At 56.1% G+C, this 14,854-nt stretch carries 10 protein-coding genes; 8 read left to right on the top strand and 2 right to left on the bottom strand.

Going from position 1 to position 14,854, the window contains the following annotated elements:
* Positions 1-43: 43 nt before the first annotated feature.
* A complete protein-coding gene (gene trmBL1, locus A3L10_RS09480; RefSeq protein ID WP_088867382.1) occupies positions 44-1,066 on the bottom strand; it encodes an HTH-type sugar sensing transcriptional regulator TrmBL1 in 1,023 nt (340 codons plus the stop codon).
* 72 nt (positions 1,067-1,138) lie between these two features.
* Here trmBL1 and A3L10_RS09475 point away from each other — a divergent pair, with 72 nt between their 5' ends.
* The 8 genes from A3L10_RS09475 (at position 1,139) to glmM (ending at position 13,792) form a co-directional block, all read left to right on the top strand.
* Positions 1,139-3,088 carry an alpha amylase N-terminal ig-like domain-containing protein gene (locus A3L10_RS09475; RefSeq protein ID WP_088867381.1) on the top strand — a complete coding sequence of 650 codons (1,950 nt, stop codon included), beginning with the start codon at positions 1,139-1,141 and terminating at the stop codon, positions 3,086-3,088.
* Positions 3,089-3,211: 123 nt separating this feature from the next.
* Positions 3,212-4,567 carry an extracellular solute-binding protein gene (locus A3L10_RS09470; protein WP_088867380.1) on the top strand — a complete coding sequence of 452 codons (1,356 nt, stop codon included), beginning with the start codon at positions 3,212-3,214 and terminating at the stop codon, positions 4,565-4,567.
* A 38-nt stretch (positions 4,568-4,605) separates the two neighbouring features.
* Positions 4,606-5,505 (top strand): carbohydrate ABC transporter permease, encoded by a 900-nt coding sequence (locus tag A3L10_RS09465; protein WP_088867379.1) that lies wholly within the window; start codon positions 4,606-4,608, stop codon positions 5,503-5,505.
* Positions 5,502-6,770 (top strand): ABC transporter permease subunit, encoded by a 1,269-nt coding sequence (locus A3L10_RS09460; protein ID WP_088867378.1) that lies wholly within the window; start codon positions 5,502-5,504, stop codon positions 6,768-6,770. The genes A3L10_RS09465 and A3L10_RS09460 overlap by 4 nt, the downstream gene beginning before the upstream one ends.
* Before the next feature lie 9 nt (positions 6,771-6,779).
* Positions 6,780-10,811: a glucodextranase DOMON-like domain-containing protein gene (locus A3L10_RS09455; protein ID WP_088867377.1), complete on the top strand. Its 4,032-nt coding sequence runs from the start codon at positions 6,780-6,782 to the stop codon at positions 10,809-10,811.
* Positions 10,812-10,842: 31 nt separating this feature from the next.
* Positions 10,843-11,961 carry an ABC transporter ATP-binding protein gene (locus A3L10_RS09450; RefSeq protein ID WP_088867376.1) on the top strand — a complete coding sequence of 373 codons (1,119 nt, stop codon included), beginning with the start codon at positions 10,843-10,845 and terminating at the stop codon, positions 11,959-11,961.
* Between the two features lie 32 nt (positions 11,962-11,993).
* On the top strand, positions 11,994-12,398 hold the full coding sequence (locus A3L10_RS09445; RefSeq protein ID WP_088867375.1) for a UPF0146 family protein: 405 nt from the start codon (positions 11,994-11,996) through the stop codon (positions 12,396-12,398).
* Between the two features lie 29 nt (positions 12,399-12,427).
* Positions 12,428-13,792, top strand: a complete 1,365-nt coding sequence (gene glmM, locus A3L10_RS09440) for a phosphoglucosamine mutase (RefSeq protein ID WP_088867374.1) — start codon at positions 12,428-12,430, stop codon at positions 13,790-13,792.
* A 127-nt stretch (positions 13,793-13,919) separates the two neighbouring features.
* On the opposite strand, the gene A3L10_RS09435 is transcribed toward glmM, so the two are convergent.
* Positions 13,920-14,735 (bottom strand): MBL fold metallo-hydrolase, encoded by an 816-nt coding sequence (locus tag A3L10_RS09435; protein WP_088867373.1) that lies wholly within the window; start codon positions 14,733-14,735, stop codon positions 13,920-13,922.
* Positions 14,736-14,854 lie beyond the last annotated feature (119 nt).

Genomic DNA, 14,854 nt, shown 5'->3' with positions numbered 1-14,854 from the left:
GCATCACCAACTCCCGTGAATCAATGAATTGAAAAGGAGAACTTCACTCGAGGAGGATGAACTTCTCCCCCTCGATGTCCTCGAAGTAGCTGCCTATGCCACCGACCTTCCACTCTCTGCCGTCGGCTCTGGCCGTCACGTTGGCCATCAGCGGCGTGTACTCGTAGGCGATTATCTCCCCGTCCAGGGTTACCGGCTCCTTGGTGTCCACGAGCCTTCCGACTATCTCCGCCCTCTTGGGGAGCTCAACGAACTTCAGGAGGGTTATCAGGGTCCTTATGTTCACGAGCGAGAGCGGCTTAGGCAGGGATTCGTAGTTGATTGGCTTAACCATCTCACTGTTGTCGAAGTAAATGGTGTAGAACCAGTGCATGTAGTTCTGGATTATCTTGGGACTCTTCGCCCAGAAGGAGTAGAACTTCTCGCGCCTCTTGTCCCTCGGAAGGGCGCCGAAGAAGAGGGCGTAGTTTAGGTCGCCGATTATCCAGCTGGCCATGAGCCAGGGGGCGCCGCCGGTTCTGGCGAGTATTATGTTGTCCCTCTTCAGCCAGTCGGGTATCTCCTCGAAGTTGCTTATGATTACGAACACTATGTCCTTCCTTGCGCGTATCTCGCCCTTGAGGAGCTTGAGGAACTCGAAGGGCGTGTTTATGAGAACTTCGTGCTTGGCGGTTCTTATGACGTACTCGGCCCTCTCAACGGTGTTGTCGAACCCCTGAATAGTCCAAATCTCGGGCAGCTCCTCCCCGTGAACCTCACGGTAGAGGTCGAGAAAAGCCACCTTGAGGTTCTCGATGTCCTCTATAAAGTCCTCCTTTATCTTCTCAAGGACCACCCCGGGGTTAACCGGCTTGTAGAGCCTCGGAGAGCCGTGCATGACGTCAACGAATCCCTTTCTGTGGAGGGAGCTCAGGACGTCGTAAACCCTCGTGTGGGGAATGCCGCTCTCCTTCGTTATGTCCGTGGCCTTGCTCGGGCCGAGCTTGAGAAGGGTTATGTACGCCAGGCTCTCGTACTTGGTGAGACCAAGCTTCTGAAGCTTTTCAATGATTTCCTCTTCCTTCATACCGAGACCTCCAAACTTTTAAGTTTCACTCGCAATAGTTTATTCATCAGTAGTGATACTTGGGTGGGGAAGGTGTATAAAATTTTCGGGTTCAAACCGGACGACCGCTTCGGCAGGGTCGCCGAGGTGGAGTTCTCAATACCCGCGAAGGGAAGCTACACCTATCTCTTGGGAAGCTTCAACGCCTTCAACGAGGGAAGCTTTCGAATGAGGCAGAAAGGGGAAAGATGGAGCGTAAAGCTGGAGCTCCCCGAGGGAATCTGGCACTACGGCTTTTCGGTGGACGGGGAGTTCCTGCCCGACCCGGAAAATCCGGAGAAGGCAACCTACCGACGCCTCTCGTACAAGTTCGAGAAGAAAGTAAGCGTGGCGAGAATAATCGGGAAGGGGAAATTCTTCCACAGGCCGAGCGCCACCTATCTTTACTCCTTCGCCGGGAGAACCCACGTGGTTTTCCGCGCACTGAGGGGAAAGGCTCCAAGGGTTGTTCTAAGAACCGGAGACAAGGAAATCGAGATGAGGCTCAAGGCGCACGATGACCTCTTCGAGTACTTCGAGGCAGTTCTACCCGGTGAGGGACCAATCGAGTATTCCTTCCTCGTAGAATGCGAAGGAAAAACCATCGAATACGGCCCGTTTGATGCCGAACCCTACAAGTCCGAGACTCCGGAATGGGTTTTTGGTCGGGTTTTCTACCAGATAATGCCCGACCGGTTCGATAGAGGCCTGCCTGGGACGCCCAGGGGGAGGGCATTCAGGGGCGAGGGATTCCACGGCGGAGACTTGGCCGGGATAATAAAGAGGCTCGACCACATCGAGGGTCTCGGCGTAAACGCGCTCTACCTCACCCCGATATTCGAGTCCATGACGTACCATCGCTACGACGTTACGGACTACTTCAGGGTCGACAGAAAGCTCGGCGGATGGGGAGTTTTCAGGAAGCTTGTGGAGGAGCTCAAAAAGAGGGACATCAGGCTGATTCTCGACGGGGTTTTCCACCACACGAGCTTCTTCCATCCCTACTTCCAAGACGTCATCCTGAACGGAGAAAAGAGCCGGTACCGGGACTTCTACAGGGTTACCGGCTTCCCTGTTGTCTCTGAGGAATTCCTGGAGGTTCTGAAATCGAGCGAGCCTTGGCCGGAGAGGTACAGGAAGCTCAAGGGGCTGAAATGGAACTACGAGAGCTTCTACTCCGTCTGGCTGATGCCGAGGCTGAACCACGACAACCCGGAGGTTAGACAGTTAGTAGAAGATGTTATGCGACACTGGCTCGAGAGGGGCGCTGACGGCTGGCGCCTTGATGTCGCCCACGGCGTTCCTCCCGAGCTCTGGAGGGAGATAAGAAAAGCCATGCCGGGAAATGCATACCTCGTTGGGGAGGTCATGGACGACGCGAGGCTCTGGCTCTTTGACGTCTTTCACGGCACCATGAACTACCCACTCTACGAGCTCATTCTGCGCTTCTTCGTGGAGGGCGAAATAACCACGGAGGAGTTTCTCAACGGGCTGGAGCTGCTGAGCGTTCACCTGGGGCCCGCGGAGTACGCGATGTACAACTTCCTCGACAACCACGACACAGAGCGCTTCATCGATTTAGTCGGCGATGAAAAGAAATACCTCTGCGCGCTGGCCTTTCTGATGACGTACAGGGGAATTCCCTCTATATTCTACGGCGATGAGATTGGCCTAAACGGCGGCGGCGAGGGCCTGAGCGCCGGAAGGACACCGATGAAGTGGGACGAGGGAGAGTGGAATCTCAGCCTACTGAAGGCCACGAAGGAGCTAATCAGGCTCAGGCGGGAGAGCCGAGCCCTCCAGCGGGGTGAGTTCAGGCCCATATCTTTCAAAAACGGACTCCTTCTCTACGAGAGGGTTCACGGCGACGATAGCGTTCTCGTGGGAATAAACTACTCGGGGGAGAGGGCAGCGATCGAAATCCCCGAGAAGTACACCCCAGCGAAGAACGGAAGCAAACGCATAGAACTGGCGCCATGGTCGTTCATCGTGCTGACCAAATGAACCTATCTTTTCATTGAGGCCCCATCGTGCTCATGCCCAACAAGGTTGAACAGGAAAGCGCAAGGTATATATATCACTGCCGATGATACTATATCACCCAAAATCTAGGCGGGTGATAAGGATATGAAGAAGGGATTATTTGCCCTGCTTTTGGTTGGAGTTTTGGTTTTGAGCGTCGTGGCCAGCGGCTGTATCTCCCCTGGAGGAGAGAGCCCGAGCAGCACGACCACCAGCAGCCCCAGTGAAACGACCACTTCAAGCCCAAGCGAGACAACGACCACGCCGAGCGAAACAACAACCACTCCAACGACTACAACGACAACGCCGCCCGAAACAGAGTGCGGCAGCGGAACGGTCGTCATATGGCACGCCATGCAGCCCAACGAGCTTCAGGTCTTCCAGAGCCTGGCCGAGGAGTACATGGCCATGTGCCCGGACGTCGAGATAGTCTTCGAGCAGAAGCCCAACCTTGAGGATGCCCTTAAGGCCGCAATTCCTGCCGGCCAGGGACCGGACCTCTTCATATGGGCCCACGACTGGATTGGAAAGTTCGCCGATGCGGGACTTCTAGAGCCTGTTGACGATTACGTTACCGATGACATCCTCAACGAGTTCGCTCCGATGGCCCAGGAGGCCATGCAGTACAAGGGCCACTTCTACGCCATGCCCTTCGCGGCCGAGACCGTCGCGATCATCTACAACAAGGACATGGTGAGCGAGCCGCCCAAGACCTTCGACGAGATGAAGGCGATAATGGAGCAGTACAACGACCCCGACAACGAGAAGTACGGAATAGCGTATCCGCTCAACGCCTACTTCCTCTCGGCTTGGGCCCAGGCCTTCGGAGGTTACTACTTTGACGACAAGACCGAGCAGCCCGGCCTCGACCAGCCGGAGACCATAGGGGGCTTTGAGTTCTTCTTCCAGAACATCTGGCCGTACATGGCCCCGACCGCTGACTACAACACCCAGCAGAGCATATTCCTCGAGGGCCGCGCTCCAATGATGGTCAACGGCCCGTGGAGCATTGGAAGCGTCAAGGACGCGGGAATCAACTTCGGCGTCGTCCCGCTCCCGCCCATAACCAAGGACGGCAAGGAGTACTGGCCGAGGCCCTACGGTGGAGTCAAGGACATCTACTTCGCCGCGGGAATCAAGAACAAGGAGGCCGCCTGGAAGTTCGTCAAGTGGTTCACCACCAGCCCCGAGGTCATCAAGGAGCTCTCGCTCCAGCTCGGCTACATCCCGGTTCTCACGCCGGTGCTCAACGACCCGGACATCCAGAACGACCCGGTCATCTACGGCTTCGGACAGGCCGTCCAGCACGCCTACCTCATGCCGAAGAGCCCGAAGATGGGCGCCGTCTGGGGCGGCGTTGACGGGGCCATCAACGAGATACTCCAGGACCCAGAGAACGCTGACATACCTGCCATACTCGAGAAGTACCAGCAGGAGATTCTGAACAACATCGGAGGCTGAAGTCCTTTCCCTTTTCCTACCTTTTTGGAGGGATGAGGATGAAAAAGACCACAACGATTGCCCTGTTTCTAATCCTGCCAGGAATAGCAGCGTTCCTCTTCTTCAACCTGTGGCCGATAATCTACTCGATATACCTCGCCTTCACTAACGCCCAGCTCGGAAACTTCCCGATTCAGGCGCCGCAGGCTCCGAAGCTGACCTTCGTGGGGCTGGACAACTTCAGGTGGATACTGAGCGATGAGAAGTTCAGGAGCGCCTTCCTCTGGACGTGGCTGTTCGTGCTGACGAGCGTCACCCTCAAGGTCCTCGCCGGAATCTTCCTCAGTCTGCTCTACAACAACAAGTACGTGAAGGGCAAGATGATATACCGCTCGCTTTTGATAATTCCCTGGGCATTGCCCCTGCTCTTCTCCGTCACCGTGTGGAAGTTCATGTTTGACCCCATTTTTGGACCCATAAACCAGATGCTCAAATCCCTGGGGGTTCAAACGCTCCCAAACTGGATTAACGATCCGCTCTGGGCGTTTCTGGCCCTGAACATCATCGAGGTATGGCTGGCGTACCCGTTCATGATAACCGTCATAACCGCCGCACTCCAGTCGGTTCCAGATACGCTTGTCGAGGCGGCGATAATAGACGGCGCCAGCTACTGGCAGAGAATAAGGCACGTGGTTCTGCCCATAGTTGGAAAACCGATAGCCTTCGCGACGATACTCACCAGCGCGGCAAGCTTCCAGTACTTCATGGTGCCCTATATCTACAACGCCGGTCTCTTCGAGGACAAGTTCATACTGCTCTACGGTTTCAGGAAGGCCTTCGGCGCAACGCCCCACTACGGAAGGGCAGCGGCAGTCATGATAATAGCGACCCTCGTTCTGGCGGTCTACATGTACGTCAACGTTAGGATAACCAAGCTCCAGGAGGGTGCCAAAGGATGAGGGGCATGAGAAAGGGTGAGGCTCTGAGGAGCCTCGTGCTCACGGCACTGGCAGTGTTCGTCATGTTCATAATACTCTTCCCGGTCTACTACATATTCGTGGTCTCAATAACGCCGGGCTCGACCCTGGCCACAACGGAGTTCCGGCTCATACCCCAGAACGTTAGCCTCGACTCCTACAGGGATGTGCTCTTCGGCTTCAAGGGCAGCAGGATAAGCGAGAACTTCACGGGAACCATCGAAGGGGCGGCCCACATAGAGGACGGGAAGCTCTACGTTATCAACGGCAAGCTCATAGGGAAGGTCAAATACGGACCTTTCACGGGGCTTACCTTTGAGATACCGCTGTCCAGTGCGGTCTTCGAGGTCTCCGCGGGCGAAAACGTGCAGGGACAGCTGAAGGGGAACGTTAAGGGACTTTTCGTACTCACCAAGGTCAACGACGACGGGAGCATCGGCTTTGGACTCGTCAGAAACCTTGAGCTTACGAGCGGCGAGCTCGACGGAACGTCCTTCTCGGGGATACTCCTCAAGGGACCGACCGGGAGGGACTACATCGTAGTCAGGAACTCCGGAAAGGTAACCTTCACCCATATAGGGATGTTCGTCAATTCATTGTTCTTCGGCTACCTCAAGAACAGCCTCATAATAGCCGGCCTGGCGGTACTGCTGACCCTCATCTTCGTCGTCCCGGCAGCGTATGCCTTCTCGCGCATGAAGTTCTTCGGAAGGGACCACGTGCTGTACTTCTACCTGATGTTCACCCAGGTCGCCGGGGGTCTCGGCATAGCGGGCTTGATAGCTCTCTACGGTATGATCGTCAAGCTCGGTCTATACGACAAGCTGCCGGTGCTGTCCTTCATCTACGCCGCGGGTGGCGTTCCCTTCAACACCTGGCTCCTGAAGGGCTACATAGACTCAATCAGCCCGGACTTCGACGAGGCAGCCCTGGTCGACGGCGCCAGCTACCTCCAGATAATCCGGCACGTGCTCCTTCCGATGGCACTGCCTGGAATAGCGACCGTTGCAATATTCGCCTTCATAGGCGGCTGGACCGAGTTCATCCTGGCAAGCCTCCTCCTGACGGAGAAGAACCAGCCGCTTTCCGTGTGGATATACCTGCTCATGGGCGGCATAGGCAGGGGAATAGACTGGAGCTACTTCGCAGCGGCTGCGCTGCTATTCGCCCTGCCGGTGTTCGTGATGTTCATGCTCGCCCAGAACTACATAAGGAGCGGCCTCACGATCGGAGGCCTGAAGGAATGAGGTGATATCATGAGACGGGTGGTTGCCCTCTTTATTGCAATTTTGATGCTTGGAAGCATCGTTGGAGCGAACGTTAAGACCGTTGGAGCGGCGGAGCCGAAGCCGCTCAACGTCATAATAGTGTGGCACCAGCACCAGCCCTACTACTACGACCCGATTCAGGGGATATATACAAGACCGTGGGTCAGGCTTCACGCGGCGAACAACTACTGGAAGATGGCCTATTACCTCAGCCAGTATCCGGACGTTCACGCCACGATTGATTTATCGGGCTCCCTCATAGCCCAGCTGGCGGACTACATGAACGGTGCCAAGGACAACTATCAGATAGTCACCGAGAAGATAGCCAACGGAGAACCCCTGACGGTTGACGAGAAGTGGTTCATGCTCCAGGCACCGGGAGGGTTCTTCGACCACACCATCCCCTGGAACGGCGAGCCGATAACCGACCCCAACGGCAACCCGATAAGGGACTTCTGGAACCGCTACACCGAGCTGAAGAACAAGATGCTTCAGGCGAAGGCAAAGTACGCCAATCTGCCACTTGAGGAGCAGAAGGTGGCAGTTACGAACGAGTTCACAGAGCAGGACTACATAGACCTCGCCGTGCTCTTCAACCTCGCCTGGATAGACTACAACTACATAATGACCCACCCCGAGCTCAAGGCCCTCTACGACAAGGTTGACGAGGGCGGCTATACAAGGGCGGACGTCAAAACCGTTCTTGACGCCCAGATGTGGCTCCTCAACCACACCTTCGAGGAGCACGAGGAGATAAACCTCCTCCTCGGAAACGGCAACGTCGAGGTTACGGTAGTTCCCTACGCGCACCCGATAGGCCCGATACTCAACGACTTCGGATGGGAGAGCGACTTCAACGACCAGGTCAAGAAGGCGGACGAGCTGTACAAACAGTACCTTGGCGGCGGAACCGCGGTTCCAAAGGGGGGATGGGCGGCTGAGAGCGCCCTCAACGACAAGACCCTCGAAATACTCGCCGACAACGGCTGGGAGTGGGTCATGACCGACCAGCTGGTTCTCGGAAAGCTCGGAATCGAGGGAACCGTCGAGAACTACTACAAGCCCTGGGTGGCCGAGTTCAATGGAAAGAAGATCTACCTCTTCCCGCGTGACCACGCGCTCAGCGACCGTGTTGGTTTCACCTACGGCGGAATGAACCAGTACCAGGCCGTTGAGGACTTCGTCAACGAACTCCTCAAGCTCCAGAAGCAGAACTACGATGGCAGCCTCGTCTATGTGGTTACGCTCGACGGCGAGAACCCGTGGGAGCACTACCCGTACGACGGCAAGCTCTTCCTCACCGAGCTCTACAAGAAGCTGACCGAACTCCAGGAGCAGGGCCTCATAAGAACCCTCACCCCGAGCGAGTACATCCAGCTCTACGGTGACAAGGCCAACAAGCTCACGCCCCAGATGATGGAAAGGCTGAACCTCACGGGCGACAACGTTAACGCCCTCCTCAAAGCCCAGAGCCTCGGCGAGCTCTACGACATGACAGGGGTCAAGGAGGAGATGCAGTGGCCCGAGAGCAGCTGGATAGACGGAACCCTCTCCACGTGGATAGGCGAGCCCCAGGAGAACTACGGCTGGTACTGGCTCTACCTGGCGAGAAAGACCCTGATGGAGAACAAGGGGGAAATGAGCCAGGCCGACTGGAACAAGGCCTATGAGTACCTGCTGAGGGCTGAAGCGAGCGACTGGTTCTGGTGGTACGGAAGCGACCAGGACAGCGGGCAGGACTACACCTTCGACCGCTACCTGAAGACCTACCTCTATGAGATGTACAAATTGGCTGGAGTCGAGCCGCCGAGCTACCTCTTCGGAAACTACTTCCCGGACGGCGAGCCCTACACCACGAGGGGCCTGGTCGGGCTCAAGGAGGGAGAGGTAAAGAACTTCTCCAGCATGTCACCAAGCTCAAGCGGCGTGAGCGTTTACTTCGATGGTGATGGGGTGCACTTCGTCGTTAAGGGCAGCCTGGACAAGTTCGAGGTGAGCATCTGGGAGAAGGGCAAGAGGGCAGGAAACACCTTCACGCTCCTCCAGGAGAAGCCGAGCGAGTTGCGCTATTCCATGTTCCCGTTCTCAAAGGACAGCGTCGGCCTGATGATAACCAAGCACATCGTTTACCGAAACGGTAAGGCGGAAATCTACGGTGCGACCGACTACGAGAAGGGCGAGAAGCTCGGGGATGCCGCAGTTAAGGAGACGAGTGAGGGAATCGAAGTTGTCCTTCCCTTCGATTACATAGAAACCCCCTCTGACTTCTACTTCGCGGTCTCGACGGTCAAGAACGGAAACCTTGAGGTGATAAGCACCCCGGTGGAGCTCAAGCTCCCGACCGAGGTCAAGGGAGTCGTCATAGCAGACATAACGGACCTGGAGGGCGACGATCACGGGCCTGGAACGTACACATACCCGACGGACAAAGTCTTCGTTGAGGGTGCCTTCGACCTCCTCCGCTTTAGGATGCTCGAGCAGACGGACAGCTATGTCATGGAGTTCTACTTCAAGGACCTCGGAGGTAACCCCTGGAACGGGCCGAACGGCTTCAGTTTGCAGATAATCGAGGCCTACTTCGACTTCAAGGACGGCGGAAACAGTTCGGCCATCAAGATGTTCCCCGACGGACCGGGAGCCAACGTTAACCTCGATCCAGACCATCCATGGGACGTCGCCTTCAGAATAGCGGGCTGGGACTACGGCAACCTCATAGTTCTGCCGAACGGGACTGTTTACCAGGGTGAGATGCAGATTTCAGCCGATCCGGTCAAGAATGCCATCATAGTAAAAGTCCCGAAGAAGTACATCGGGATAAACGAGGACTACGGTCTCTGGGGAGTTGTCCTCACAGGAAGCCAGGACGGTTACGGTCCGGACAAGTGGAGGCCCGTTGCAGTCGAAGCCGAGCAGTGGAAGGTTGGAGGTGCCGATCCACAGGCTGTAATCAACAACGTTGCCCCGCGCGTCTTGGACCTCCTCGCTTCCGTCAACTTCAAACCGACCCAGGAGGAGCAGTTGAGCAGCTACGACGCCAACGAGATAAAGCTCGCCACGGTCAAGGCACTGCCGCTTCTCAAGCAGGGCATAGTCGTGAACGACCCTGAGGGAGACGACCACGGGCCGGGAACCTACACCCACGCCACCGATAAGGTCTTCGTTCCGGGCCACCTCGACCTGCTCAAGTTCAAGATGGTCGAGGGAAGCGACGACTGGACGCTGGAGTTCTACTTCAAAGAGCTTGGAGGCAACCCGTGGAACGGACCCAACGGCTTCAGCCTCCAGATAATCGAGGCCTACTTCGACTTCAAGGAGGGCGGCAACACGAGCGCCATCAAGATGTTCCCGGATGGGCCGGGAAGCAACGTCCAGCTCGACCCGAACCACCCGTGGGACCTCGCGCTGAGAATAGCCGGCTGGGACTACGGAAACCTGATAGTCCTCCCTGACGGAACTGTTTACCAGGGTGAGATGCAGATTTCGGCCGACCCGGTCAAGAACGCCATAATAGTAAAAGTCCCGAAGAAGTACCTGAACATATCCGACTACGGACTCTACACCGCGGTCATCGTTGGTTCCCAGGACGGCTACGGTCCGGACAAGTGGAGGCCGGTAGCTGTTGAGGCAGAGCAGTGGAAGCTGGGCGGAGCAGATCCGCAGGCGGTCATAGACAACCTCGCACCGAGGGTCGTTGACGAACTCGTGCCGGAGGGCTTCAAGCCAACTCAGGAGGAGCAGCTCAGCAGCTACGACCTTGAGAAGAAGACCCTGGCGACGGTGCTCATGATACCGCTCGTTGAAGGAACCGGCGGTGAGCAGCCAACGCCGACGGAGACCCCAACGGAAACCACCACTACCTCGAGCGAGACGACAACCACTCCCAGCGAAACAACCACCACGGCTCCAACGACCACCAGCTCGAGCTCAACAACCACGACCACACCGGGCGGAGGAATCTGCGGTCCGGGCATCATAGCGGGCCTGGCCCTGATACCGCTCCTCCTCAAGAGGAGGCGCTGACCTCCTACTTTTCCCTTTGAGGGGTGAGAGCATGGCGGAAGTAAAGCTCATCGGCGTGTGGAAGCAGTTCGGTGATTTCACGGCTGTTAAGGATATGAATCTTCACGTTAAGGATGGGGAGTTCATGATCCTCCTCGGGCCGAGCGGTTGCGGAAAAACAACGACGCTGAGAATGATTTCCGGTTTAGAAGAACCAACCAAAGGCCAAATCTACATTGGGGATAAACTCGTCGCAGATCCGGAGAAAGGTGTCTTCATCCCACCAAAGGATAGAGACATCGCCATGGTCTTCCAGAGTTACGCTCTATACCCGCACATGACTGTCTACGACAACATTGCCTTCCCGCTTAAACTGAGAAAAGTCCCCAAGCAGGAGATTGACCAGCGCGTTAGAGAAGTTGCCGAAATGCTCGGATTAACCGAACTCCTCAAGAGAAAGCCCAGAGAATTAAGCGGCGGCCAGAGGCAACGTGTCGCCCTGGGCAGGGCAATCGTGAGAAAACCTCAGGTTTTCCTCATGGACGAGCCACTCAGCAACTTGGACGCCAAACTCAGGGTGAAAATGCGCGCGGAATTAAAGAGACTTCAGAAGCAACTCGGGGTCACAACCATCTACGTCACCCACGATCAAGTCGAGGCAATGACGATGGGCGACAGGATCGCAGTGATAAACGCTGGAGTCCTCCAACAGGTGGGCACGCCAGAGGAAGTTTACGACAAACCGGCGAACACCTTCGTTGCAGGCTTTATCGGAAGCCCGCCGATGAACTTCATGGACGCGACAATCACCGAGGACGGTTTTGCAGACTTCGGAGAGTTCAAGCTCAAACTGTTGCCGAACCAGGTTGAAGTTTTGAGGGAAGAAAACCTGATCGGAAAGGAGGTCATCTTTGGAATTCGCCCGGAGGACATTTATGACGCAATGTTCGCGCAGGTCAAGATTCCGGGGGAGAACATGACTAGGGCAATGGTTGACATCATCGAGAACCTGGGAAGCGAGAAAATTGTGCACCTTCACGTTGGGGAAGTGACGTTTTTGGGTGCATTCAGGTCAGAGTCAAAAGTCAGGGAAGGACACGAGATCGACGTAGTCTTCGACATGAACAAAGCCCACGTCTTCAAAAAAGACACCGGAAAAGCGGTGTTCTGAAGCTTTTTAAACTTCCTCTCCCATTTTCTTCCATGCACATTGAGAATTTCGCGGAGTTTCTCGCGAGAGAAGTGCCCAAGGGAAAGATTGTGGAGCTGGGCATAGGCTTCCAGTTCAAGGTCGCACTCAGATTAAAGGAGCTTGGATACGACGTTCTGGCAGTGGACTGGAACCCCGAGTCGGTTAAGAGGGCCGAGGAACTGGGTATAAACGCGGTTCGAGATGACCTATTCACCCCGAGGCTTGAGCTGTACAGGAACGCCAACGCCCTCTACTCGGTCAGACCCACGCCGGAGATAGTGAGACCAATCCTGAACCTCGGAAAAAGGCTCGGACTCCCCGTCTACATCCTGCCCCTGGCGGGCGATACGATGCCCCGGGGGATGAGGCTGGTGAACTACCGCGGGCTGGCAATCTACGTGGCTAAAGGTATTTAAGTCGCCTCCCAAGTAGTCATGGTGGTGATATGAGGCTCTTCGGTACCGCTGGAATTAGGGGCACCCTGTGGGAGAAGGTCACCCCGAATCTCGCGATGGACATTGGAAAGGCAGTGGGGACGTACATCGAGGGAGAAACCGTCGTCGTTGCGAGGGACGGAAGGACATCCAGCGTGATGCTCAAGAACGCCCTCATCTCGGGACTCCTCTCGACGGGAACGGAGGTTCTCGATGCTGATTTAATCCCAACGCCAGCTTTAGCTTGGGCGACCAGGGAAAACGGCGACGCGGGCGTGATGATTACGGCGAGCCACAACCCGCCTACCGACAACGGGATAAAGGTATTCAATGGCGATGGAACCGAGTTCTATGTGGAGCAGGAGAAGGAGCTTGAGGAACTTGTTTTCTCCGGAAACTTCAGGAAGGCCGCATGGAATGAGATAAAGACCGTAAAAACCCTCGATGTGATCGACGAGTACATTGGGGCCGTTCTCGACTTCGTGAATCACGAGACTGAGCTCAAAGTTCTCTACGACGGCGCCAACGGCGCGGGAAGCGTTCTTGCCCCATACCTGCTCCGCGAGATGGGGGCGAGAGTTATAAGCGTGAACGCCCACGTTGACGGCCACTTCCCTGGAAGAAAACCCGAACCGAGGTACGAGAACATAGCCTACCTCGGCGAGCTGGCGAGGGAGCTCGGCGTTGACCTCGTCGTCGCCCAGGACGGAGACGCCGACAGGATAGCGATCTTCGATGAGAAGGGCCAGTACGTGAACGAGGACACCGTCATAGCCCTTTTCGCGAAGCTCTACGTGGAGGAGCACGGCGGGGGGACGGTGGTCGTTTCCATAGATACGGGCTCAAGGATAGACCACGTCGTTGAGAACGCTGGAGGGAGGGTCGTTAGGGTTCCCCTCGGCCAGCCCCACGATGGAATAAAGAAGTATGGGGCCATATTCGCGGCGGAGCCGTGGAAGCTGGTCCACCCGAAGTTCGGGCCGTGGATAGACAGCTTCGTGACCATGGGGCTGCTCATAAAGCTCATAGACGAGCGCGGAAAGCCGCTCTCCCAGATAATCCGGGAGGAGATACCGACCTACTACCTCACAAAGAAGAACGTGAAGTGCCCGGACGAGTTCAAGAAGGCTACCCTGGAGAGGGCCTACAAGGTCCTCGAAGAGAGGCTCATGGATGAAACGAAGGAAGTTCTCACGATCTCCGGATACCGCTTCCAGCTGAAAGACGGCTCGTGGGTCCTCGTGAGGCCGAGCGGCACGGAGCCGAAGATCCGCGTCGTCGTCGAGGCGCCGAGCGAGAAGAGGCGCGACGAGCTCTTCGAGCTGGCCTATGAAACGGTCAGAAAAGCCGCCGAGGAAGCCATGAGAAAGGGCTGAGCCTTTGTTCTTTTACTTGTAGATCATGTCTCGAGCATCAAAACGACTCTAAAAATCTGAGGGGAATCGAGGGACAAGAGAGAAAAGGAAAAATGAAGGCAAGAACCCCCGTATCGGCCAAATACAATCAAACGAACCTCGCCGGCCTCAGCGTTCTCACCGATATCTCGTTCTTCTCCACCATTACCTTGAAGCCCTCTTTGGCGACGTACGTCTTGACGCCGGTGACGGTCTCGATGTACTTGGCTTCCTTGTAGGGGTTCGCGAAGTGCATCTTCATGCCGATGTGGCTCATGATCAGGGTTTCAGGCTTTTCCTCCATCTTTTTGAGCATCGTGACGACGTCGTCTGTGCTCAGGTGGTATGGAATCCCCATGTCCCTGGGCCTCGTTACGGCGGCGATTATCAGCCTTGAGCCGTCATGCCACTCCAAGAGCTCGTCGAAGTAGGCCGTGTCCGGGATGTACGATATATCCCCACAGCGGGTCTTCATGCGGAAGCCTATGGTGGTTGGGTCGGAGTGAACGGTTGGAGTTATTATGAACTCCTCCTCGCCGATTGCTATCTTGCTCCCAGGTTCGGGAATGTGTATGCTCTCAAGGACGTCCATGTGGTACTTGCTGACCGCGGGAGTATGAGTATCGTCGCCGTAGACGACGCTCTTCGAGGCTATCAGCATGCCACGCTTTTTGAGTGCACCACCCGTCATGGCCTCGATCAGAACTTCAACGTCGTTGCAGTGGTCAACGTGCCGGTGGGAGACGAAGATGGCATCGAGCTTTCTGGGGTCGAGTTTGTAGCGCCAGGAGCGAACCAGTGCACCAGGCCCCGGGTCAACGTAGATGTTCCTGCTGGCGCGGATGTGGAAGCCCCCGGTGGAGCGGAACTGCGTTATCGTGATGAACCTACCGCCCCCACTGCCGAGGAAGGTTATCTCAATCACCCATACACCCCCGATTTCTTTTGCAGACGTAGGGGTATCACAGTGAGGGTATATAAGGCATTACCCCATGCCGCTGAGACCAATATGAATTTTTTGACACATAAGTTAGGATCAGATGA

Origin of the sequence: Thermococcus radiotolerans (genome assembly GCF_002214565.1) — an archaeon.
Lineage (GTDB): Archaea > Methanobacteriota_B > Thermococci > Thermococcales > Thermococcaceae > Thermococcus > Thermococcus radiotolerans.
Note: the sequence above shows the minus strand (reverse complement) of the source record. Positions and strands in the feature narration are given on the sequence as shown.

Bases quoted from the DNA above. Each gene is read 5' to 3' on its own strand.
- trmBL1 (WP_088867382.1), bottom strand. From the start codon at position 1,066: ATGAAGGAAGAGGAAATCATTGAAAAGCTTCAGAAGCTTGGTCTCACC.
- A3L10_RS09470 (WP_088867380.1), top strand. From the start codon at position 3,212: ATGAAGAAGGGATTATTTGCCCTGCTTTTGGTTGGAGTTTTGGTTTTG.
- A3L10_RS09465 (WP_088867379.1), top strand. From the start codon at position 4,606: ATGAAAAAGACCACAACGATTGCCCTGTTTCTAATCCTGCCAGGAATA.
- A3L10_RS09460 (WP_088867378.1), top strand. From the start codon at position 5,502: ATGAGGGGCATGAGAAAGGGTGAGGCTCTGAGGAGCCTCGTGCTCACG.
- A3L10_RS09455 (WP_088867377.1), top strand. From the start codon at position 6,780: ATGAGACGGGTGGTTGCCCTCTTTATTGCAATTTTGATGCTTGGAAGC.
- A3L10_RS09450 (WP_088867376.1), top strand. From the start codon at position 10,843: ATGGCGGAAGTAAAGCTCATCGGCGTGTGGAAGCAGTTCGGTGATTTC.
- A3L10_RS09445 (WP_088867375.1), top strand. From the start codon at position 11,994: ATGCACATTGAGAATTTCGCGGAGTTTCTCGCGAGAGAAGTGCCCAAG.
- glmM (WP_088867374.1), top strand. From the start codon at position 12,428: ATGAGGCTCTTCGGTACCGCTGGAATTAGGGGCACCCTGTGGGAGAAG.